We start from the raw sequence: 21,815 nt of genomic DNA, 5'->3' as shown, positions 1-21,815 counted from the left end.
AACATTAAGCAAAATTTAAATGCTGTATTTATTTTAACGGCGGTTAAGCGCCATCATCATTACGTCGCGCAGAAATTCCGGCATAATATATTCCTTCTCATTCTGAACGAACTGCGGGAAGAATCTACCGAAAGTATACATGTCAAGCGTCGCCAAAGTATACTGCTGGTGAACATCGATTAAGCGTCCCCCGACGGAAAACTGTCGCTCTGATTGAATCATACCGACATTATCCAGCACATACATGCCGAATAAATCTCCCCGAAAACCGAAGCCTTTGACGATATCACCCCGATGTTCATGTTTCATGCTCATCGCGATGACTTCCATCAGTTCACGTCCTGACAATGTAATCTTCACCGGATTAATTGGATGCGGCAGCATCTTATGGAGATCATACTTTGTGAAACCTGGTCCTTCAAATCCTTCAACAATCAGTCCTGAATTGATAAGTGCACAGTCAGCCTCCAAAAACAGCCGCAGCTCCCTGGCAAGTAACGCAGTCGTCACAGAGGCACTGTATAGTCTTCTCGGCAGCGAGAGCGTGTGATCTGTTATGACTTCATTCAGTATACGCCGGCCCTGGTCATAGTAATCCTCTTCGCCGTCAATCAGTTCATTTGTACTGACCAACCGGGCGCTCTTGGCGGTAAGCTGCCTGCCGTCAAACGTCAATGTCAATTCACCGATGTATTCGCCGTACCGTCCGGCTGCACCAATCAGCACGCCGTTCACAAGATCACCGTTATCGAAGTGATGGTGCGTATGGGCACCAAGAATAATATCGATACCGTGAATCTCTGCAGCGATTCTTTGGTCTGTAAACTTACCGAGATGACTGAGAATTACGATGACATCACATTGTGATTTGATGGCCTGTACTTGTGTCCGTATTGCTTCCACCGGGTCAGTCACATTCCAGCCGAGCGCTCTATAAAAAGGAGTGAATTCAGCTGTCGCTCCGATAAATCCGAACGTGATGCCATGTATGTCTTCAATGGCATGACGCTTCACATTCTCCGGCAGCCGTCCGTCAAGGTCAGTCACATTGCAGCAGGTCACCTGAAAGTCCGCATCTTCATAAAGATGATTGAAGTCTTCATGCGTCAGCGTGATCCCTTCATTGTTGCCGATCGTGACGACTCCTGCTCCTGCTTCATTCAATAGTTGAACGTTGCCGCGACCGAGCGTTCCTTCTGTGAAAGGGTGGCTGCGATCAACATGATCTCCAATATCGACATAGTATGTATGCGGGAACTGAGCGCGCTTGTCGGCCAGAAAGCGGATGATTTTATTGTATGTCATTAAATGACTATGAATATCATTCGTATGATAAAGTTTCAGTTCCATTGACTTCACCTCTATAACAGACTCTTAATAATTAAATAAACTCCTAACAGAAGCATAATACTTCTCAACACTAAAATCACTGTATCTGACTTCATTCTTTTGTTGATCTGCACGCCAATATTAGCACCGATATAACTTGCAATAATCAATATCACTGCATAATACCAGATAACATTCCCCTGAACAATATGACTGACAGCACCAGACAAACTTGAGAAGAAAATCATCAGCATGCTCGTACCGACTGCAATATGAGGCGGAAATCTGAATAAAATAATCATTAACGGCGTCATCAAGGCACCGCCGCCGATACCGAACAGTCCGGTCAGACAGCCTACAATGAATGTCGCGATAATCGCCGGCACAGGCGCAATGCTGTAGTGATGTGTTGTGCCTGCTGCATCGGTAAACATACGTTGATGCGCTTCGTTCTGGAACAATTTGATCGGCTTGATATGATTCCGGACCATCAGCACAATACTGATGATGATAAGAAATATTCCAAAGTACAGATTAAAGCTGTCAAGTGTTAAATAACGGCTTAAATAAGCACCAATAAACGCACCCGGCACTATACCGCAAAGAAACAGCATACCCGACTTCAAATCGACCTGCTTCGTCTTCAAATAGCCGAGCGTAGCGGACAGACCAGTGGAAATTAAAATAACAGTAGATGTCCCTATCGCCTTCTGGGGCGTGATATCATCGAGAATCCCCGCATCCATGCCTAAGTAAATTAACGTCGGCACGATAATGATGCCGCCGCCGATCCCTACGATCGCCCCGATAACAGCAGATAATACACCTAGTATAATTAATATAACAATTGACATTAAGACACATCCTAAAATAGTTTAAGCTGCTGAAAGTTAAGCCCGCGGTATTCAATATCCAATATTTCAATCAGCCGTTTCGCGTTTGCTGCCGCATGACCGCCGGAGTTATTGTTGAAGATGACATAGACGTCTTTTGTCTTCTGCTCCAGAATTTTCACTTTGCGGGCGAGTTCCTGCAGCTCTTCTTCATTGTAATTATAAAGGTAGCGGACAGCACGCCATTCCTGGTCAGTCAAGTCCTTTTTGGTCCATCCGGCTACATTGCGGCCGTGAAAGCGCATCAGGGCAGTCCGGCTCGTCACTCTATTGACGAACGGAATCGAACCGTGACCGCTCTGTGGTTCATCACAGACCGAATGAATAAAGCCGTTATCATGGAGGAAGCTGAGCGTATTCTCCTTCATCTCCGGCAAAAACCAGCTGTCATTCCTGAATTCTATCGCCAGCGGCATGTCCACTAAATATTCCTTCAAATACAGCATGTAATTAATATTGCCGGTATTACAGTCAAACCACGGCGGAAACTGAATGAGCACCATGGCGAGCTTATTCTCCTCCAGCATCGGCCCTATCATTAAATTAAACTGTTCGATCAGCTGCAGCTTACTCTCCGCATAGTCCTCGACAGCTGCATGCCCAGTCAATGCCTGATGGATCTTCACGACAAACTTGAAGCTCGCCGGTGTTTCAGCAATCCATTTTCTGATATTCCGTTCAGGTTGAATGGCATAGTACGTTGAATCCAGTTCAACCGTCGGAAAATGACTGCCGTATGTCAGCAGTTTATCTTTTTTATTTGATAGATCAGCGTAAAGAGTATCATGGTCTCCCCAGCCTGTAAGTCCTATATTTATCATATCATCACCTGCATTTATCATACCATAAACATCCGTATTATCTATGACGCATCCCTGGCCATCATTAAAATAAGACTTGAGCTTACTATTCAGCTTTCTTCAAAAACAATACACAGCGACTCCTGCAGAAATAGCGTGCAGGCTCGCGCACGCCCCTGTGTGAAAGGTTATTGAAGACAGGACAGTTGTCTCAAGTCTCAATTATTTGAATATATTACGCCGCTGTAAAAAGATAAAGGTCAGCATCATTAACGCTAGTGCGACCAGCAGTGTGCCGAGCCATGAAACGCCTGGAAGATGGACGTTCATACCGAAGAAGCTGAAAACGAGTGTCGGCAGCGTCAAGAAAACCGTGAACAGCGTCAGGATTTTCATGATGTTATTCATCTCATTACCGATGAGTGATGAATAGGACCCTGTGATACTTTCAAGAATGCGCGTGTAAAGCTCTGTCGTATTAAGTGCCTGTGTGTTTTCGATTAATAAGTCTTCCAATAGTTCCTGATCATCATCATAAGGCTTGATTGAACGCGATCTGAAGATTTTCTTGATTGCATCACCATTGGCGGTCAGCGACGTCAGGAAATAGACGAGACTCTTTTCAATCTCCATCAGGTCGTACAGCTGCTTATTCGTCAAAGAGTTTCTTAAGTTGCTCTCGATTCTGATCCGGTCCCGGTTGATTTTCTTCAACGTGTTGTTGTACATCGTCGCTACAATAAACAGCACTTCCAGCAAAAATCTTGACTTCATCCGTAAATCAAAACGTTGGTTCAGCAGTTTATTAAACATATCATTTTCCTGTGAACAGATTGTAATAATATAACCTTTACTCAAGATGATACCGATCGGCACAGTAATATAAGATTCTGTCTGTCGTATATTTTTATCTAGAATGGGAAAATCATTAATAATCAGTGTGCTATTGGTTTCTTCATCGTATTCTATACGTGCACTTTCTTCAGGATCAAGTGGATCTTCCAGAAATTCAATCGGTATATTGAATTGTTCAGCCACTTCCTCCATCTCTTCACGGGATGGCTGGACGATATTCACCCAGTTGTTCACCTGATATTTATCGGCTTTTATAATCGTTCCTTCTTCGGAGTTTATATACGTGGTAATCATAAGCCTGCTCCTTTCTCCGCGTCTTTATCAACATAAAAATCTTAACGTAAAACACGAAAGAAAGATACTTGTTTAAACAAAAAAAAGACGAGAAACTCTCGTCTTTGATGATTAACCGATAGAACCTTCCATCTCAAACTTGATCAGACGGTTCATTTCTACTGCATACTCCATCGGCAACTCTTTTGTGAATGGTTCAATGAAGCCCATAACAATCATTTCTGTCGCTTCTTCTTCAGAGATACCGCGGCTCATTAAATAGAACAGCTGCTCTTCAGAGACTTTTGAAACTTTCGCTTCGTGCTCCAGTGAAATATTGTCATTCATCACTTCATTGTAAGGGATCGTGTCTGAAGTCGACGCATTGTCCATAATCAATGTGTCACACTCAATATTTGAACGTGCACCTTCTGCTTTACGACCGAAGTGGACAATACCACGGTAAACGACTTTACCGCCTTGTTTCGAAATAGATTTAGAGACGATAGTAGATGATGTATTTGGTGCCATATGCATCATTTTAGCACCGGCATCCTGAACTTGTCCACGACCTGCCAGGGCGATAGATAATGTCATACCACGCGCACCTTCACCGAGCAAGTAACAAGCTGGATATTTCATCGTCAGCTTAGAGCCGATGTTACCATCAATCCATTCCATCGTACCGTTCTCATAGACGAATGTCCGCTTCGTTACTAAGTTATAGACATTGTTCGCCCAGTTCTGTATTGTTGTGTAACGGCAGTAAGCATCTTTTTTAACGATGATCTCAACGACTGCTGAGTGAAGGGAGTTCGTTGTATAAACCGGTGCTGTACAGCCTTCTACATAGTGAACGCTTGCGCCTTCGTCAACGATGATGAGTGTACGTTCGAACTGACCCATGTTTTCAGAGTTAATACGGAAGTAAGCCTGCAGTGGTGTTTCAAGCTTAATGTTTTTTGGTACATAGATGAACGATCCACCAGACCATACGGCAGAGTTCAGTGCAGCAAACTTGTTGTCTGCCGGCGGAATCACTGATGCGAAGTGTTCTCTGAATAATTCTTCGTTTTCTCGCAGTGCAGAGTCAGTATCTTTAAAGATAATGCCCTGTTCTTCTAAGTCTTCCTGCATATTGTGGTAAACCACTTCAGATTCATACTGAGCAGATACACCTGCAAGATATTTCTGTTCCGCTTCCGGAATACCTAATTTATCAAACGTCTGCTTGATTTCTTCAGGCACTTCGTCCCAAGAACGTTCTGTATGCTCAGATGGTTTAACATAGTAAGTGATTTCATCAAAGTTTAACTCTGATAAATCACCGCCCCACATCGGCATCGGCATTTTGTAGAACTGTTTTAATGATTTAAGACGGAAGTCGAGCATCCACTGCGGTTCTTCCTTCATTTTTGATATTTCTCTTACAATCTCTTCTGTCAGACCACGTTCTGAACGGAAGATAGAGACGTCTTTATCGTGAAAGCCATATTTGTAATCGCCGACATCTGGTGCTTTTTTAGCCATTTGATTCACTCCTTATTCTTCTTCTTGTGTTCCTTTTTCTAGTGCTTTCCATGCAAGGGTAGCACATTTAATACGGGCAGGAAACTTCGCAACACCTGACAGTGCTTCAATATCACCCATGTCTTCGTCAATGTTGTAATCTTCTCCGAGCATCATCCGGCTGAATTCGCTACTCATGTGTAATGCTTCTTCTATTGTATGACCTTTGATCGCCTGCGTCATCATAGACGCACTGGACATTGAGATGGAACAACCTTCACCTTCGAACTTAGCGTCCTGAATCGTGTCACCTTCCATATTCAATGTCAGACGGATACGGTCGCCACAAGTCGGATTGTTCATGTCAATCGTCATCGTGCCGTCTGCAATGACCCCTTTATTGCGGGGGTTTTTGTAATGATCCATAATCACGGAGCGATACAGTTGATCAAGGTTATTAAAACTCATAACTGAAAAACTCCTTTGTCTTCTTCAGACTTTCAATCAGTACATCCACTTCTTCTGTTGTATTGTAGATGTAGAAGCTGGCACGTGCTGTTGATGACTGATTCAGCCATTTCATCAGCGGCTGTGCACAGTGATGACCTGCACGAATGGCAATACCGTCTGCATCAAGCGCTGTCGCCAGGTCATGAGGATGGACACCTTTCAGATTAAAAGTAATCAGTCCCGCTCTCGCATCCGGACCCGGACCATAAATCTCAAGGCCTTCTATTTCAGACATTTTTTCATAGGCATAACGCGTCAGTTCATGTTCATACTCAAGCACATTATCCATGCCGAGCGCTTCAAGATAATCGATTGCTGCGTGCAGGCCAATCGCTTCAGCAATCAGCGGTGTACCTGCTTCAAATTTCACAGGAAGTTCGGTCCATGTTGAATCATGGAGGCCGACAAAATCAATCATGTCGCCGCCGAATTCAATCGGTTCCATCTGATTCAGCAGTTTACGACGGCCGTAAAGCACGCCGATTCCTGTCGGGCCGACCATTTTGTGGCCGCTGAAGGCATAGAAATCAACATCAAGCGCCTGAACATCCACGGTCATATGAGGAACAGCCTGAGCACCATCGGCAACCATAACTGCCCCGTGTTTATGAGCCACTGCGGCAATCGCCTTAATGTCGTTAATCGTGCCGAGTACGTTCGACACATGCGTAACAGAGACAATTTTTGTTCTATCGGTAATCGCAGCCTCAACATCACTCATGAGCAGTGTGCCGTCAGGTTGCAGCGGAATATATTTTAGTACTGCCTGCCGACGTTTAGCAAGCATCTGCCACGGTACAAGATTGGCATGGTGCTCCATTTCTGTGATGACAATCTCATCGCCTGCATTGACCACCATGTCACCGTAGCTATGAGCCACAAGATTGAGCGCCGTCGTTGTCCCGCGGGTAAAAACGATTTCCTCAAAATACTGAGCATTGATGAAACGTCGAACTGCCTCGCGCGCTTTCTCGTAGCCGTCCGTCGCCCGTGTGCCGAGTGTGTGCACACCGCGGTGGACATTGGCATTCATCGATTCATAGTACTGGCTGATGGTATCAATAACAGCTTGCGGCTTCTGGCTTGATGCTGATGAATCAAGATAAACGAGCGGCTGCCCGTTCACTTGTTCGTTTAATATCGGGAAGTCAGCTCTGACTTTATTAATATTTAAAACGGTCATATTATCAGGACCTTTCTTTAAACTAAATGTTGCCCATGACTTTCTGTTCAATCACTTCTGTCAGCTGACGCTTGACTGCTTCAATCGGCAGCACGTTAACAACTGGTGCTAGGAAGCCGTGAATGACAAGGCGTTCTGCCTCCTGCTTGGAAATACCGCGGCTCATCAAGTAGAAGAGCTGCAGCGGATCAACACGGCCTGCTGAAGCCGCGTGACCTGCTGTCACATCATCTTCATCAATCAGTAAAATCGGATTCGCGTCGCCGCGTGACTTTTCTGACAGCATCAAGACACGTGACTCCTGCTGTGCATCAGCTTTAGTCGCACCGTGTTTAATGTAACCGATGCCGTTAAAGATAGATGATGCTGCGTCTTTCATCACACCATGTTTCAAGATGTGACCTTGTGAATTTTTCCCGTACTGAATAATCTGAGTCGTGAAGTTTAATTTCTGTTCTCCACGGCCGACCACAACAATCTTCAAGTCACTTGAAGAGTTGTCGCCCATCAAGTAAGTGGTGTTGTCATTAATCGTATCGCCGTCGTTCATTAATCCTAATGCCCAGTCAATCACAGCATCCTGCGCTGCAACGCCGCGGCGGATGACGTGACCTGTCAAGCCTTTGCACAAGAAATCTACTGTGCCGTAAGTGATTTTCGCGTTATTGCTGGCAATGACTTCAGAAATTAAATTCAACTGAGCTTTAGCTTCAGCGATTGTTGAAATATAGTTTTCAACGTATGTCACTTCAGAACTTTCATCTGCAACAATCAGTACGTGATTGAATAAGTTGACGTCAGCATTGTCATGCAGTGTCACCATTTGAATCGGTGATTCAATGACTACGTTTTTAGGGACATAAATGAATAATCCACCGTTCATCAATGCGGCATGCAGCGCTGTCAGACGATGTTCGTCTACTTTTACCGCTTCCGTCATGAAGTACTGCTGTACTAATTCACTGTGTTCAGCCATCGCTGTATGGATATCTTTAATGATGACACCCTGTGCTTCAAGTTCCGGACTCACTTTCAGAAGAGCCGGTGTATTGTTATGCTGAACGTACAAGTTATCAATCGACTCAATATCCAGCACTTGCTTCACGGAAGCAGGCAGTGCTTCAACTGATGCATAAGTGTCACTATCAATCACTGTATGCTTAACAGAATGAAAATTCCATTTATCTAACTTCGTTTTATCGGGTTTTGGCATTTCAATAGTATTTAATCGGTTGAATGCATCTTCACGGACAGCTGTCATCCATGAAGGCTCATTTTTTGATTGTGAAAATTCCTGGATAATCCCAGGATTCACGTCAAACGTTTGACTCATTGCAAAATCCTCCTCGTGTATAATCAGATATTATTCAGCACTAACAGTTTCGTCTTCGATATTTAATTCTTGTTTGATCCAGTCATAACCTTCAGCTTCAAGACGTTGTGCTAACTCTTCTCCACCTGATTTCACAACGCGGCCCTGCATCATGACATGCACATAGTCGGGTGTGATGTAATTGAGTAGACGCTGGTAGTGAGTAATAATCAGACAGCCGAAGTTTTCTCCGCGCATCTCATTGATTCCTTTAGAAACGACTTTAAGTGCATCGATATCAAGCCCTGAGTCGATTTCATCCAGAATAGCGAATTTTGGTTCAAGCATCATTAACTGAAGAATCTCGTTACGTTTCTTTTCGCCGCCTGAGAAACCTTCATTTAAGTAACGCTGTGCCATATCAAGGTCCATCTCAAGGAATTCCATCTGTTTATCTAATTTTTTGATGAACTGCATCAAGTTGATTTCCTGACCTTCTTCGCGGCGTGAGTTAATCGCTGAACGTAAGAAGTCTGCGTTAGTCACACCGGAGATCTCTGATGGATACTGCATCGCAAGGAAAAGACCTGCCTGGGCTCTTTCGTCTACTTCCATCTCAAGTACATTTTCACCGTCTAATAATACTTCGCCTTGTGTCACTTCGTATTTCGGGTGACCCATAATAGCAGATGATAAAGTAGATTTACCAGTACCGTTCGGTCCCATGATCGCATGGATTTCTCCCTGCTTGATTGTCAGATTCACACCTTTTAAGATTTCTTTATTTTCGATTGAAACGTGTAAATCTTTAATTTCTAAAACTGATGCCATGTGTATTCCCTCCAGATATATATAAAAATTTTCATCTCTATTAGCTTATAATAATTTTAATCTACGGTCAAAGACAGTTGTATTGACTCACAGTAATCATTATAACGTAAATAGCGCCTATATTAAATTAATTGATATAGATTTTTTACGTCATTGAGAATAACACGCACTTTATTGAAAATGATTGATGACGCAGCATATGGGATTATCGTTAAAAGAACAGCCCCCTATCTATAAAAGATAGAGGGCTGTTCAAGTTAAATCATATTATTTTGCAGGGATAACTGCACCATCATAGTGATCTTTAATATATTTAACGATTTGTGGTGATTGCAATGCTTTAACTAATGCTTTAATTTTAGCATCGTTTTTATGACCTTGTTGTACGGCAATCAAGTTAGCGTATGGAGATTTTTTGTCTTCGATAACGATAGAATCTTTAACCGGATTGATTTTGTTAGCTAACGCCACGTTCGCATTAATGATAACTGCATCGCCTTCGTTGTTTTGATAAGTTTTAGCCAGGAATTCAGCTGCCTGCTTATTGTTGAACTGAATGTTCTTTTTGTTTGTTTTAATATCTTTGAATGTCGCTTGGATTGGATCTGTACCAGGTTTAAGCTCGATTAATCCAGCTTTAGTGAAGAATGATAAGAAGCGTCCTTCTTCTGCAGGGTTATTAGAGACAAACACGGTAGCGCCTTTTGGCAGATCTTCTAAAGATTTATATTTTTTAGAGTAGACAGCCATCGGTTCGATGTGAACGTTACCTGCTGACTCGATTTTGTAGCCTTTAGATTTTTTCTCTGTATCTAAGTATGGTGTATGCTGGAAGTAGTTAGCATCGATGTCGCCTTCAGATAACAGACGGTTCGGTGTTGTATAGTCGTTGATTGTTTTAATTTTTAATGTGTAGCCTTCTTTTTTAAGGATGGGTTTTGCCTGCTCTAAAATTTCAGCGTGAGGTGCAGGTGATGCACCGACTGTGATTGTTTTGTCGCCTTTAGCACTGCTTGAATCTTTGCTGTCAGATGAACCACATGCTGTTAAAACTACTGCAAATAAAACGGTGATGACGAAAGCTAATAATTTTTTCATTGTAAATCTCCCTTATATTTTATTATTATCGTTTATCGATGCGTCTCGTAATTGTGTCACCGATAAACTGTATTGCAAACACAATGATAAGAATTAAAACAGTTGCTACTAAAATGACGTCGTTCTGACTGCGGGTGAAGCCGACAAGATAAGCTAAGTTACCAAGTCCGCCGGCACCGATGACACCGGCGATTGCTGTAGAACCGACCAGCGCGATTGCTGTTACTGTAATTCCTGACACAAGTGCCGGCATTGACTCTCTCAGCAGCACTTTAGTGATCAAGGTCCAGCGTGTAGCACCCATTGCTTCTGCTGCTTCGATGACGCCTTTATCAATTTCCTTCATGCCGATTTCAACAAGGCGGGCATAGAATGGTGCAGCACCGATGATTAAAGCCGGCAGCGCTCCTTTCACACCGCTGATGGTATGCATCAGTATGTTGGTGAACGGAATCAGCAGAATGATCAAAATGATGAATGGTACTGCCCGGAACAGATTGACTAAGAACGCCGTAATTCTGTAGACAGCGCGTGCACCGCTCGACTTGCTTCTAGAAGTCAGAAATAAAATGGTTCCGATGATAAGACCCAGGAAAAACGTGAAGAATGTAGAAACAATTGTCATGAATAACGTCTCATAGACTGCTGTCCAGACATCCGGCCAGACCACATTCTTGAAGCTGAACATGTCCTGTAAAATCTGTACGATACTGCTGTTATCCATGTCGTTCCACCTCCGCTTTCACACCATGCTGTTCAAGTTCTCTGAACATCTCATCTGTGCGTTCGTTAAGTGCTGGAACATGGACAATCAAGTGACCGACAGCACCGTTCTGTGTATGACTGACATGACCAGCTAACACATTCATATCAAGATTGAACTTGCGGATCATTTTCGAGATGATCGGCTGTCCGGTCGTTGAACCAATGAATTTCAATCTTAAGATTGTTCCCGTCGGGTAGGACTCAAAGATTTCATTGATTGACGTTTCTACTTCCTCATCTTTCAGGTCATCTTTGACAAAACGCTGCGTCACGGCTGACTGCGGATTTCCAAAGACCGTGAGCACAGGTCCTTCTTCAACGACACGGCCGTTTTCCATCACTGCGACTTTATGACAGATTTTGCGGATGACATGCATTTCATGCGTAATCAAAATGATGGTCAGCCCTATTTTTTTATTAATAGCTACAAGAAGTTCTAAAATTTCATCGGTCGTCTGTGGATCAAGGGCACTTGTCGCTTCGTCACACAGTAAGACAGTCGGGTCATTAGCCAGGGCGCGGGCGATGCCGACACGCTGTTTTTGGCCACCAGACAGTTGAGAAGGAAATGCTTTCTCTCTGCCGGTTAATCCGACCATACGGATTAACTCATTCACTCTTTGTTCCCGTTCTGCTTTAGCTACACCTGCGATTTCAAGTGGGAAAGCGATATTGTCAAAGACAGTCCGTGACCAGAGCAGATTAAAATGCTGGAAAATCATGCCGATTTTCTGCCTTTTTTTACGTAAGTCTTTAATGCCAAGCTGTGCAATATTGTCGCCACCGACGATGACATCGCCGCTTGTAGGTTTTTCAAGTCCATTGAACATTCGGATTAAAGTACTTTTACCAGCACCTGAAAATCCGATGACACCGTATATCTCGCCTTCACTAATCTGAAGATTAACGTTATCTACAGCAGTCAATGTTCCTTTCTTCGTTGCAAATTGCTTTACAACAGATTGCAGTGTAATCACTTACTTACCTCCTTTAAACGAATAAAGCGTCTTTCCCATGTTAAGAGAAAGACGCGTGAATATATCGTCTCTCATCTTCTAAAGCCATAAGCTTTATGTGAATTGGCACCATGTCTGACGACGGTTGCCGGGCTTCAAAGGGCACATCCCTCCACCTCTCTTGATAAGAGTTACATTATTAAATTATTTTCTAATCATAGACTATGATTTTTATTCCGTCAATGCTTTATTAACGATTTCATATAAATTTGTCACAGATTCAAATTTAAAGACTGTTGCGGCCACTTCGTCGGCTTTAACGACAAACAGGACCGGTACGCTCATCACTTGATAATCCTGTACTAATGCCGGGACATAGTTCACATCCTGTTTAATAACATGAAGTTTCGTCAGTTCGGCTAGTACGTCTACCATACGTTCAGCAACTTTGCATGTACCGCATAACGGCGTATAACCGAAAATAATATACGTCTCACCAGGCGGACTGCCAGGCAAATACTGCTTGATGCTCATTTGCTACATTCCCATCTTTCACTTCAAATTCGTGCCTGATCAGCACTTTTGCTAAATAATCGTTAGGACACCTTCCTACTTCGCAATACTTCGGGTCAATATATATATGCCGGCTTTCGCTTAAATGCCGCTTGAACCAGCTGCGGATTGTCTTGCCCGCTTTATCCGCATCAGTCATAATATAGACTTTATGGCCAATGAGCTCCTCAAGCATAGCGTCGAGCTTAGAAACCCCCATCGTCCCGTTCGTGCAAATAATATGTACCGGTTCAGATAAGACTTCCTGCAACTTCTTCTTGTCGGATTTACCTTCAACAACGATGACTTTACTCATCACAGCCACATTCATCACCTTCTCATATGCGATTATAAAAAAATTCCCTGATAACAGTATTATCAAGGAAATTATAGCATTTATGCATTTATCATTTCATCATATTGCGCTTGGTCTAACAGTTCATTGAATTCATCTTCGTTAGATGCTTCAACTTTAACCATCCATGCATTGTCGTAAGGAGATTCATTGACGAATTCCGGGCTGTTCTCAAGAGCGCTGTTCACTTCAACGACTTTACCGCTGATTGGAGCGTATAACTCAGAAACTGTCTTCACAGATTCCACGCTGCCAAACGGCTGACCTGCAGTGATGTCATCGCCTACTTCCGGAAGTTCGACGAATACGATATCCCCTAATTCTGATTGTGCGAAATCAGTAATCCCTATCGTATTAACAGTTCCTTCAGTTTTTACCCATTCATGATCTTTGGAAAATTTTAAGCCTTCTAATGATGCCACAAAAATCCCTCCTCTAAGTTTATATATTAATAATGACATAGCATAAATCTTTATTCAATCTTTTTTATAACCATGTATCGCGGTAATCTGCTTCTTTAAAACCTAAAGTGATTTTACCGTCATTGACAGCAAGCGGTCGTTTGACGAGCATCCCGTCAGATGCAAGAAGATCCAGCTTTTCTGCATGACTCAGGTGAGCTAGTCTGTCCTTTAAGTTCAGTTCACGGAACTTAGTCCCCTGACGATTAAACAGTTTATCGATGTCTACCCCTGTCTGCTGGATGATCTGCGTGAATTCCCCGGTAGTCGGCGTATGTTCTTTAAGATTGATCGGCTCATAACTCACACCATTATCTGTTAAAAACTGAGCCGCTTTCTTACATGTCGAGCAGTTAGGAATCTGGAAAAATTTAATCATATTGAACCTCCATCTGTAGTTATATTTCAATAGTATCAATATTTATTCAAGACGACAATTAACTTATTAAAGGCACACCGTTTAACCTTTAGGACAGAATGGTATATAATATAATAAAATAAGTAGAGGAGCTTTACAATGAGAACAATAAGTCAGTATGCAGAATTTGAGGAAATTATTAATCAGGACGAACAGATGATTGTTAAATTTTTTGCGGACTGGTGCCCTGACTGCGCGAAGATGGATAACTGGATTGACCCTATTGTTGATGAATATCACGATATTACATGGTACAAGATTAATCGTGACCAAGTGCCGGAAGCTGCGACTGAAAATGACGTCATGGGCATTCCAAGCCTGTTGATTTTTGAAAACGGCAAAAAAACAGCGCACCTGCATTCAGCGAATACAAAAACACCTGAAGAAGTGAAAGCATTCCTTCAGGAAAACATCCGTAAATAAAAAAATTCCCGACGAGTTGTCGGGAATTTTTTTATGAATTTTACCATTCAGTAAGCAGGCGGCTGTTGTTACGTTCCTTCAATGGAACTTCGTCAGCCGTATCCGTTAAATAAACAAAGCCGTAAATCATTTCATCTGCTGCGATATCAAGACTGCCGTTTAAGCCGGGTGCCGTGATCACGCCGGGCGTTTTAATGCAGCTGCCGACTCCTGCTTCATGCAGTACAAGTGACAAGGTCTGCAGAAATGCGCCGACTGCCAGCACATCTTCCAGAAACTGCTTCTGTCTGCGGTCGTAATTTCCGACAATAACAAGCAGGCCGCTTAACTTAGTGAGCGTGTCAATATGCTTCGCTTTCTTCTCAGGCTCATTTTTAAAGGCAAAGTCCGCAAACAGCGCCGCAAATTCAGCCAGCCTGTCTTTCTTGATCCAGATGACGCGCCATGGTTCACGCATCCCGTGATTCGGTGCATAAGCTGCGAGCGCGACCGCTTCTTCGATAACGGTATCACTTACAGTAGTATCGTGGTCGTATTTCTTATAGCTGCGTCTATTGATGATCGCTTGTTTTAACTCCATAGAAAAACTCCTCATATAAAGTAATTGCCTGCTAATAGATTTCGAGCAATGATTTCAGCTGTTTCACATGCAGCTGACCAGGTGCCGCTTCTTCACCGATATGACCATAGGTCAATGAAGAACCAAACGACCCGCCGGCAATCCTGCTGAGTTTACCCTGCTCACCCATTGCTATACCGACAATATGGTTATCGCAGTTCTGCTTCGTCTCGTATACAGCCAGCAGCAGTTTCAGTACATCGCGGACGTCTGCCGGCATAACAGCGACCTTGCTGAAATCCGCTCCTAAGCCCTGCATTCTATTATATAAGGCAATCAAGTCTTTGGAACTCGGTGTATGATCGAATTCATGGTGTGAAATCAACACCTGCACGTGATGCATCCGTGCTGCTTCAATTAATTCATCCATCAAGTCTTCATATAACAGAAGCTCGATATCGATAATATCAATGATATTCGCTGTTACTATCTCTTTCACGAGTTCATAATATGCATGCGGCTCTTTTTCACCCTTGCCGCCCTGCCCTTTCGAACGATACGTAAAGATCAACGGGAGCGTGAACTGCTCTTTCAGCATCTTCAGATCAGCGATATAGTCTTCTACCGCCAGTTCGCCACATAAATCCGCCCGGTATTCCATCATATCGATATATGACATGTTCTCTGACAGCCGCTCAATCGTTTCTTTCCAGTCGTTATTAGTGGAACTTAACGTCACTACAATCTTAGGCGTTACACTACATTTATCCATTACCCGTCCCTCCAGTCACATTAATCATATACCATTAAAAAGGCCGCTGTAAACGAATAACATCACAAAAAACCGCCCTACTGAATAGTAGCGCGGCTGAAATATGGAGACGGCGGGAGTCGAACCCGCGTCCAAAGATCCTGCAATTGATACTTCTACGTGCGTAGTCGCATTATTGAAGTTTCACCATCAGCCTGAGAATGGACACCCCAGCTGATGACTAGCCCGATTCATCTCTTCTGTTCAGACTCCAGGCGGAAGTGAACAGCGTATCCTACTTAAGGTTGAACCTCTGCATCAGGCACATAGGCGATGCTTGAGAGAGGTGCAGAGTGCGATTAGGCAGCTACTGCGAAGTTGTTTGTTTTGCCAGTTATTATAACTGTTGTGTTGATGACGAAGACAACCCTCCGGCACGCTATATCAACCCAAGTGACCCCTGTCGAATCCGTAACGCCCCCTGGATAGAAAATTATAATAATCAAGCATATTTAAATATAACAAATACTCCTGGCAGATTCAACTCATATGTATCAGCCAGGAGCCTGACTTAATATTTCCCTTTTAATGCACGGTCCATCTCACGTTTTGCTTCCTTCGCCTTTAAGGCATGACGTTTGTCATAATCTTTCTTACCTTTGGCAAGCCCGAGCAGCATCTTGCAGTAGCCGTTTTTAATATAGAGCTTGAGCGGCACTAACGCATACCCCTGCTCCTTTGTCTGGCCGAACAGCTTATCAATCTGCTTGCGTTTTAATAACAGCTTACGCGTCCGAAGCGGATCGTGGTTAAACCGATTTCCTTCTTCATAAGGAGCGATGTGCATATTATAGACATACATCTCACCCTGATAGACACGGGCATATGAATCTCTTAAATTCGCACTACCGCGTCTGATGGATTTGATTTCAGTGCCCTGCAGTTCAATTCCTGCTTCGATAGTCTCTTCTATCGTATAGTCATGACTTGCTTTTCTGTTCTGTGCGAGTGTCTTTCCTTCACCTTTCGGCATGCTGTTCACCTCTTATTTCTTCTTGCCGCGTCCTGCGTTCTTCACTGCTTTCGCTTTATAGAACGGCTTTTTACCGGATTTATTCTCCGGTCTGCCTCCTGAATGACCAGTCGCTCTGCCTTTTGCACGGCCTTTACCACGCGGACGGTCACTTTGCTTCCCGTCACGTCTTTTCTCGGTCCGGATGACTGACGGCTTATCTTTACGGGACGTTTCACGCGGCGTCATGCCCACAATACCAAAATCGATCATGCGTTCATCGATGTTGACGTTAAGCACTTTCACTTTTACTTTATCGCCGATTCTGAAAATTTTTGCTGTCCGCTCACCGATCAGTGCCATATGACGTTCGTCAAAGTTATAGTAATCATCCGTCATATTTGTATTATGGACCATACCTTCAATCGTATTCTCAAGTTCAACGAACATACCGAAGTTCGCCACTGAGGAAATAACACCTTCGAACTCCTCACCGAGATGCTGGACCATATATTCCGCTTTTTTAAGATCATCTGTATCCCGCTCAGCGTCCACTGCCCGGCGTTCACGTTTAGATGTATGGTCGCTGATTTCAACGAGCGCTTCCTCCCATTTATCCATTGCTTTCTGGTCCATTGACTTCTCGATCAAATACTTTCTGATGAGACGATGAACGATCAAGTCAGGATAACGGCGGATCGGTGATGTGAAATGCGTATAATATTCCGCAGACAGGCCGAAGTGACCGAGCGACTGCTCTGAATATTTCGCCTGCTGCATACTGCGGAGCATCAATGTTGAGATGACCATCTCTTCCGGTTTTCCTTTGATTTCCTTCGCAATGCTCTGCAATGTCTTTGGATGCACGTTTTCTGTGCCGCCGCGGACCATAATGCCGAAGTTCGTAATAAATTCAAAGAACCGTTTCAGCTTATCTACTTTAGGTTCTTCATGAATACGGTAAATAAACGGGACATTCATATGATGGAAATGCTCAGCCACTGTTTCGTTCGCTGCCAGCATGAACGACTCAATCAGTCGCTCACCGAGCCCGCGGTTACGAATCGCAACGTCATAAGGAATACCATCTTCATTGACGAGAATCTTCGCTTCCTTGAAATCAAAGTCGACTTCACCACGGCGCTTACGCATCTGGACAAGAATTCCAGAGAGCTGCTGTGCATCTTCTACCATCGGCACGATATGCGCATATTTCTCTCTCAACGCTTCATCACCGGCTAAAATGGCATTGACATCGTCATAAGTCATCCGCTCGTCTGAGAAGATGACGCTGTCATAAATCTCATGCTTCACGACTTCCCCGTTACTGTTGATTTCCATCTCACAGCTCAGTGTCAACCGGTCGACCTGCGGATTAAGCGAGCAGATACCATTGGACAGTCGGTGCGGAATCATCGGAATGACGCGGTCAACTAAATACACACTTGTGCCGCGCTCATAAGCTTCACGGTCAAGCGCAGAACCTTCTGTGACATAATGGCTGACGTCTGCGATGCTGACAGTCAACAGGAAATTGCCGTTACCAAGACGCTCAATGCTGATGGCATCGTCTAAGTCTTTCGCATCTTTCCCGTCAATCGTAATCGTCAGACGATCACGGAGATCACGTCTCCCTTTGATATCACTTTTAGCGATTTCATCAGGCACGCGGTTCGCTTCATCCAGTGCATCGGGCGCAAAGTCAATATTGATGCCGTGCTGATAAATGATGGATAAAATATCGACACCAGGGTCATTTTTATGGCCGAGAATGGACTTGACCATTCCTTCCGGATTGCTTGTACCGTCTGGATAGGCTGTCAGCTCAACAAGTACTTTATGACCTTCAACGGCACCGAGGTTCTTGCCTTTCGGAATGAAGATATCCTGTGTCAGCCGTTTATCATCCGGCAGTACGAAGCCGAAATGCTTCGCTTCTGTATAAGTTCCGACAACCTGAGTAATGGCACGGTTTGTAATTTCTTTGACGACGCCTTCTTCTCTGCCGTCTCTTCCTTTAGAAACTTCCACTAAAACCGTGTCACCGTCCATCGCCTGATGAATCGCATTCGGTGGAATGAAAATGTCTTCGACGTCTGCTGCTGTCGGTCGGACAAAGGCAAATCCTTTTTTGTTCTGGCTTAAAATACCTTCGACTCTGTTGTCGCGTTCTGCGATGATATATTTGTCGTTCTTCGTCCGTCTGATTTTACCTTTCTGTTCAAGATCGACGAGCGCTTTAATCAGCTCCTTGAACTCATCAGCTGACGTCAGACCGAGTCCTTGTTCCAAGTCTGTAATAGACACAGCTTCACTTTTTATCTGTAACAAGTCGAGTGCTGTCTGTTTAAAATCCTGCATGGGTGTTCCCCCTTCTTAGTTAGACCAGTCAAGTGACTCCAAGTGATGATGGTAATCAGCAAATAACTGCTCTTTTTCCTTATCTATAGTAATGACGTGACCTGACTGTTCGTACCAGTGTATTTCTTTGTCATCACTTGGTGTTTCGTCATAAATAATGCTGGCTGATTCTGGATTAATGACTTTATCCAGTCTGCCTTGTGCGATGAACAGCGGCGCATAGACATCGCTCACTGAGTCTCTGACGTCGCTGATTGTCTGCTGCAGTTCTTCAAGCATCTCTGTCGGATGGAACTGCTTCATCTCGGCTTCAATCCGGGCTGCATCCTTTCCTTCCCGTCTCTTGAACTCACGCGCATATTCCAGCACACCATCAAACATACTGCCTGTCGTCTTAATGTACATCGGACTGCACATCGTTGCGACCCCTATGACATCTCGGTACTGACTTAATTTAAGGGCGAATACGCCGCCGAGAGACAATCCGGCAACTGCTATATCCTTATACCCTTTTTTCTGTAAAAAATCATAGGCTTCCAGCACTTGCCGCCACCACACGTGCGGACTGGAAGCTAATAGTTCTTCAGGCGGTACACCATGACCTTCATAATGCGGCGCATAGGACGTATAACCCTGCTTTTGAAGATAGCGGCCAAGTTGTCTTACATCAGAGGAGTTGCCCGTGAAACCGTGGAGTAATAGTACGGCACGTTCGCCCTCCTCGAAAAAAAATGGCTTAGGTAATTGAATTCTCATCATTGATAGCTCCTTCACTTGTTACGCTTAATTCTATTGTATGGTTTTTTAACGGTTAAATAAAACAAAAAAGTCCGGTTATGACCGGACTTTGTCTTATAAATCGAAATAAGTTAATGCCAGCATAATCAGGAAAAACAATACTGACAACACAATGGTCGTACGCAGGAGTACCAGTTCGACACCACGTGTCTTCTGTTTACCAAACAACGTTTCAGCGCCACCGCTGATTGCGCCTGATAAACCATTACTTTTACCCTCTTGTAATAAAACGACTGTAATCAATCCGATACAAACAATGACCAATAATATCATTAACAACGTATGCATGGTTGGCCCTCCTACTCATAATCACTTTTATAATTTTATCATAAAGCGGAGTAAAAGGGAATGTTTGTACTTCCTTAACAGCGACGTCACTAGTTATGAATCAATTTCATCATAAATGATTACAGGCAGACATAAAAAAGACACGGCGTCCCGTGTCTTTTAAGTAGTGATTATTTTTTTAAGTTGTAGAAAGATTTAAGCCCTTCAAACTTCGCTGTTTCGTATAACTCATCTTCAATACGAAGTAACTGGTTGTATTTCGCAATACGGTCAGTTCTTGATAATGAACCTGTTTTAATTTGTCCAGCGTTTGTTGCAACAGCGATATCAGCAATAGTTGTATCTTCTGTTTCACCTGAACGGTGTGAGATGACCGCTGTGTAGCCAGCTTTTTGCGCCATTTCAATCGCTTCAAATGTTTCAGTCAATGTACCGATCTGATTAACTTTAATCAGAATTGAGTTACCGATACCTTTGTCGATACCTTCTGCTAAAATCTTCGTATTCGTTACGAACAAGTCATCACCCACTAACTGTACTCTGTCACCTAAACGTTCAGTAAGTGCTTTCCAGCCGTCCCAGTCATTTTCATCCATACCATCTTCAATAGAGAGGATCGGATATTTATTGACTAACTCTTCCAGGAAATCAACCTGTTCAGCAGACGTACGCTTCGCGCCGCCTTCACCTTCGAATTTAGCGTAGTCATAAACGCCGTTTTCGTAGAATTCAGAAGAAGCACAGTCAAAACCTAAAAATACATCTGTTCCAGGCTCTAGTCCTGCTGCTTTAATCGCTTCTAAAATCGTTTCAACAGCGTCTTCAGTGCCATCAAATGTTGGAGCAAATCCACCTTCGTCACCCACTGCTGTCACTAAACCGCGTGATTTCAAGATTTTCGCTAAGTTGTGGAAAATTTCAGCGCCCCAGCGTAATGCTTCTTTAAAGTTTTTAGCACCGACTGGTAATACCATAAACTCCTGGAATGCGATTGGTGCATCTGAGTGAGAGCCGCCGTTAACAATGTTCATCATAGGTACTGGTAATTGAGTACCGTTGAAGCCACCTAAGTATTTATACAGTGGTTGACCCAGATAGTCAGCCGCTGCACGTGCCACTGCCATAGAAACGCCAAGAATAGCGTTGGCACCGAGTTTACCTTTATTTTCCGTGCCATCTAAAGCGATCAGCATTTTGTCGATAGATACCTGCTCAAGAACACTGAATTCTCCTTCGATGATTTCTGGTGCGATAATTTCATTTACGTTCTCAACAGCTTTCTCTACACCTTTACCTAAATAACGTGATTTGTCTCCGTCACGTAATTCAACCGCTTCATGCTCTCCAGTAGAAGCACCAGATGGTACTAAAGCACGTCCGAAGGCACCGCTTTCTGTTAATACTTCTACTTCGATTGTCGGGTTCCCACGAGAGTCAAGGACTTCGCGAGCGTATACGTCTGTAATGATTGGCATAGTTAAAACTCCTTTGAATGTATTTTCATTTTATATTATTGATGATTG

At 43.6% G+C, this 21,815-nt stretch carries 24 protein-coding genes, 1 other RNA gene and 1 riboswitch; of the genes, 1 reads left to right on the top strand and 24 read right to left on the bottom strand.

Features of this window, described 5'->3' with window-relative positions; translation table 11 throughout:
• Positions 1-33: 33 nt before the first annotated feature.
• From KFV11_RS03195 to KFV11_RS03120, 16 genes are all read right to left on the bottom strand, one after another.
• The gene (locus KFV11_RS03195; protein ID WP_254250335.1) at positions 34-1,350 is read right to left on the bottom strand and encodes a bifunctional metallophosphatase/5'-nucleotidase; all 1,317 of its coding nucleotides are present in this window, start codon (positions 1,348-1,350) and stop codon (positions 34-36) included.
• Positions 1,351-1,361: 11 nt separating this feature from the next.
• Entirely contained in the window at positions 1,362-2,183 is an 822-nt protein-coding gene (locus KFV11_RS03190; protein ID WP_149458074.1) for a sulfite exporter TauE/SafE family protein, read from the bottom strand.
• 11 nt (positions 2,184-2,194) lie between these two features.
• The gene (locus KFV11_RS03185) at positions 2,195-3,043 is read right to left on the bottom strand and encodes a DUF72 domain-containing protein (RefSeq protein WP_149458073.1); all 849 of its coding nucleotides are present in this window, start codon (positions 3,041-3,043) and stop codon (positions 2,195-2,197) included.
• A gap of 201 nt (positions 3,044-3,244) precedes the next feature.
• Positions 3,245-4,171 (bottom strand): magnesium transporter CorA family protein, encoded by a 927-nt coding sequence (locus tag KFV11_RS03180; protein WP_149458072.1) that lies wholly within the window; start codon positions 4,169-4,171, stop codon positions 3,245-3,247.
• A gap of 111 nt (positions 4,172-4,282) precedes the next feature.
• Entirely contained in the window at positions 4,283-5,680 is a 1,398-nt protein-coding gene (sufB, locus tag KFV11_RS03175) for a Fe-S cluster assembly protein SufB (RefSeq protein WP_149458071.1), read from the bottom strand.
• Positions 5,681-5,692: 12 nt separating this feature from the next.
• On the bottom strand, positions 5,693-6,127 hold the full coding sequence (gene sufU, locus KFV11_RS03170; RefSeq protein ID WP_149458070.1) for a Fe-S cluster assembly sulfur transfer protein SufU: 435 nt from the start codon (positions 6,125-6,127) through the stop codon (positions 5,693-5,695).
• Positions 6,117-7,352 carry a cysteine desulfurase gene (locus tag KFV11_RS03165; RefSeq protein ID WP_254250334.1) on the bottom strand — a complete coding sequence of 412 codons (1,236 nt, stop codon included), beginning with the start codon at positions 7,350-7,352 and terminating at the stop codon, positions 6,117-6,119. Before KFV11_RS03165 ends, sufU begins: the two co-directional genes overlap by 11 nt.
• 22 nt (positions 7,353-7,374) lie before the next feature.
• Positions 7,375-8,685, bottom strand: a complete 1,311-nt coding sequence (sufD, locus tag KFV11_RS03160) for a Fe-S cluster assembly protein SufD (protein ID WP_149458068.1) — start codon at positions 8,683-8,685, stop codon at positions 7,375-7,377.
• Between the two features lie 30 nt (positions 8,686-8,715).
• Positions 8,716-9,495, bottom strand: a complete 780-nt coding sequence (gene sufC, locus KFV11_RS03155; protein ID WP_149458067.1) for a Fe-S cluster assembly ATPase SufC — start codon at positions 9,493-9,495, stop codon at positions 8,716-8,718.
• 267 nt (positions 9,496-9,762) lie between these two features.
• Positions 9,763-10,593 carry a MetQ/NlpA family ABC transporter substrate-binding protein gene (locus KFV11_RS03150; RefSeq protein ID WP_149458066.1) on the bottom strand — a complete coding sequence of 277 codons (831 nt, stop codon included), beginning with the start codon at positions 10,591-10,593 and terminating at the stop codon, positions 9,763-9,765.
• 25 nt (positions 10,594-10,618) lie between these two features.
• Entirely contained in the window at positions 10,619-11,317 is a 699-nt protein-coding gene (locus KFV11_RS03145) for a methionine ABC transporter permease (protein ID WP_281290553.1), read from the bottom strand.
• A complete protein-coding gene (locus KFV11_RS03140) occupies positions 11,310-12,335 on the bottom strand; it encodes a methionine ABC transporter ATP-binding protein (protein ID WP_149458065.1) in 1,026 nt (341 codons plus the stop codon). The genes KFV11_RS03145 and KFV11_RS03140 overlap by 8 nt, the downstream gene beginning before the upstream one ends.
• 68 nt (positions 12,336-12,403) lie before the next feature.
• Positions 12,404-12,505, bottom strand: a riboswitch (SAM riboswitch).
• A gap of 40 nt (positions 12,506-12,545) precedes the next feature.
• The gene (locus tag KFV11_RS03135; RefSeq protein WP_149458064.1) at positions 12,546-12,848 is read right to left on the bottom strand and encodes a thioredoxin family protein; all 303 of its coding nucleotides are present in this window, start codon (positions 12,846-12,848) and stop codon (positions 12,546-12,548) included.
• Positions 12,808-13,191, bottom strand: coding sequence for a toprim domain-containing protein (locus KFV11_RS03130; RefSeq protein WP_149458337.1), 384 nt, complete (start codon positions 13,189-13,191; stop codon positions 12,808-12,810). Before KFV11_RS03130 ends, KFV11_RS03135 begins: the two co-directional genes overlap by 41 nt.
• A gap of 71 nt (positions 13,192-13,262) precedes the next feature.
• Positions 13,263-13,682, bottom strand: coding sequence for a glycine cleavage system protein GcvH (gene gcvH / locus KFV11_RS03125; protein WP_436970212.1), 420 nt, complete (start codon positions 13,680-13,682; stop codon positions 13,263-13,265).
• Between the two features lie 25 nt (positions 13,683-13,707).
• Positions 13,708-14,061: a Spx/MgsR family RNA polymerase-binding regulatory protein gene (locus KFV11_RS03120; RefSeq protein WP_149458062.1), complete on the bottom strand. Its 354-nt coding sequence runs from the start codon at positions 14,059-14,061 to the stop codon at positions 13,708-13,710.
• Positions 14,062-14,199: 138 nt separating this feature from the next.
• Between KFV11_RS03120 and KFV11_RS03115 the strand changes: the two genes are divergently transcribed.
• Positions 14,200-14,523, top strand: coding sequence for a thioredoxin family protein (locus KFV11_RS03115; protein WP_149458061.1), 324 nt, complete (start codon positions 14,200-14,202; stop codon positions 14,521-14,523).
• A 40-nt stretch (positions 14,524-14,563) separates the two neighbouring features.
• Here the strand turns inward: KFV11_RS03115 and KFV11_RS03110 are convergent, their stop codons facing one another.
• The 8 genes from KFV11_RS03110 to eno all read right to left on the bottom strand — a co-directional run bounded on the left by KFV11_RS03110 (position 14,564) and on the right by eno (position 21,767).
• Positions 14,564-15,103 carry a nitroreductase family protein gene (locus KFV11_RS03110; RefSeq protein ID WP_254250332.1) on the bottom strand — a complete coding sequence of 180 codons (540 nt, stop codon included), beginning with the start codon at positions 15,101-15,103 and terminating at the stop codon, positions 14,564-14,566.
• Positions 15,104-15,134: 31 nt separating this feature from the next.
• Positions 15,135-15,854, bottom strand: a complete 720-nt coding sequence (gene aroD, locus KFV11_RS03105; protein ID WP_254250331.1) for a type I 3-dehydroquinate dehydratase — start codon at positions 15,852-15,854, stop codon at positions 15,135-15,137.
• Between the two features lie 101 nt (positions 15,855-15,955).
• Positions 15,956-16,315: a transfer-messenger RNA gene (ssrA, locus tag KFV11_RS03100) on the bottom strand.
• Between the two features lie 89 nt (positions 16,316-16,404).
• Entirely contained in the window at positions 16,405-16,866 is a 462-nt protein-coding gene (smpB, locus tag KFV11_RS03095; RefSeq protein ID WP_149458058.1) for an SsrA-binding protein SmpB, read from the bottom strand.
• Positions 16,867-16,878: 12 nt separating this feature from the next.
• Positions 16,879-19,206 (bottom strand): ribonuclease R, encoded by a 2,328-nt coding sequence (gene rnr, locus KFV11_RS03090; RefSeq protein WP_149458057.1) that lies wholly within the window; start codon positions 19,204-19,206, stop codon positions 16,879-16,881.
• Between the two features lie 15 nt (positions 19,207-19,221).
• Complete coding sequence (locus KFV11_RS03085) at positions 19,222-19,962, bottom strand: alpha/beta hydrolase (protein ID WP_254250330.1); 741 nt, start codon at positions 19,960-19,962, stop codon at positions 19,222-19,224.
• A 96-nt stretch (positions 19,963-20,058) separates the two neighbouring features.
• Positions 20,059-20,292 (bottom strand): preprotein translocase subunit SecG, encoded by a 234-nt coding sequence (secG, locus tag KFV11_RS03080; RefSeq protein ID WP_149458055.1) that lies wholly within the window; start codon positions 20,290-20,292, stop codon positions 20,059-20,061.
• Positions 20,293-20,462: 170 nt separating this feature from the next.
• On the bottom strand, positions 20,463-21,767 hold the full coding sequence (gene eno / locus KFV11_RS03075) for a surface-displayed alpha-enolase (RefSeq protein ID WP_149458054.1): 1,305 nt from the start codon (positions 21,765-21,767) through the stop codon (positions 20,463-20,465).
• Positions 21,768-21,815 lie beyond the last annotated feature (48 nt).

This window comes from Macrococcus equipercicus (genome assembly GCF_024205945.1).
In the GTDB taxonomy this organism is placed as follows: Bacteria; Bacillota; Bacilli; order Staphylococcales; family Staphylococcaceae; genus Macrococcus; species Macrococcus equipercicus.
The sequence above is the reverse complement of the archived record's forward strand: the minus strand, read 5'-3'. Positions and strand labels throughout refer to the sequence as shown.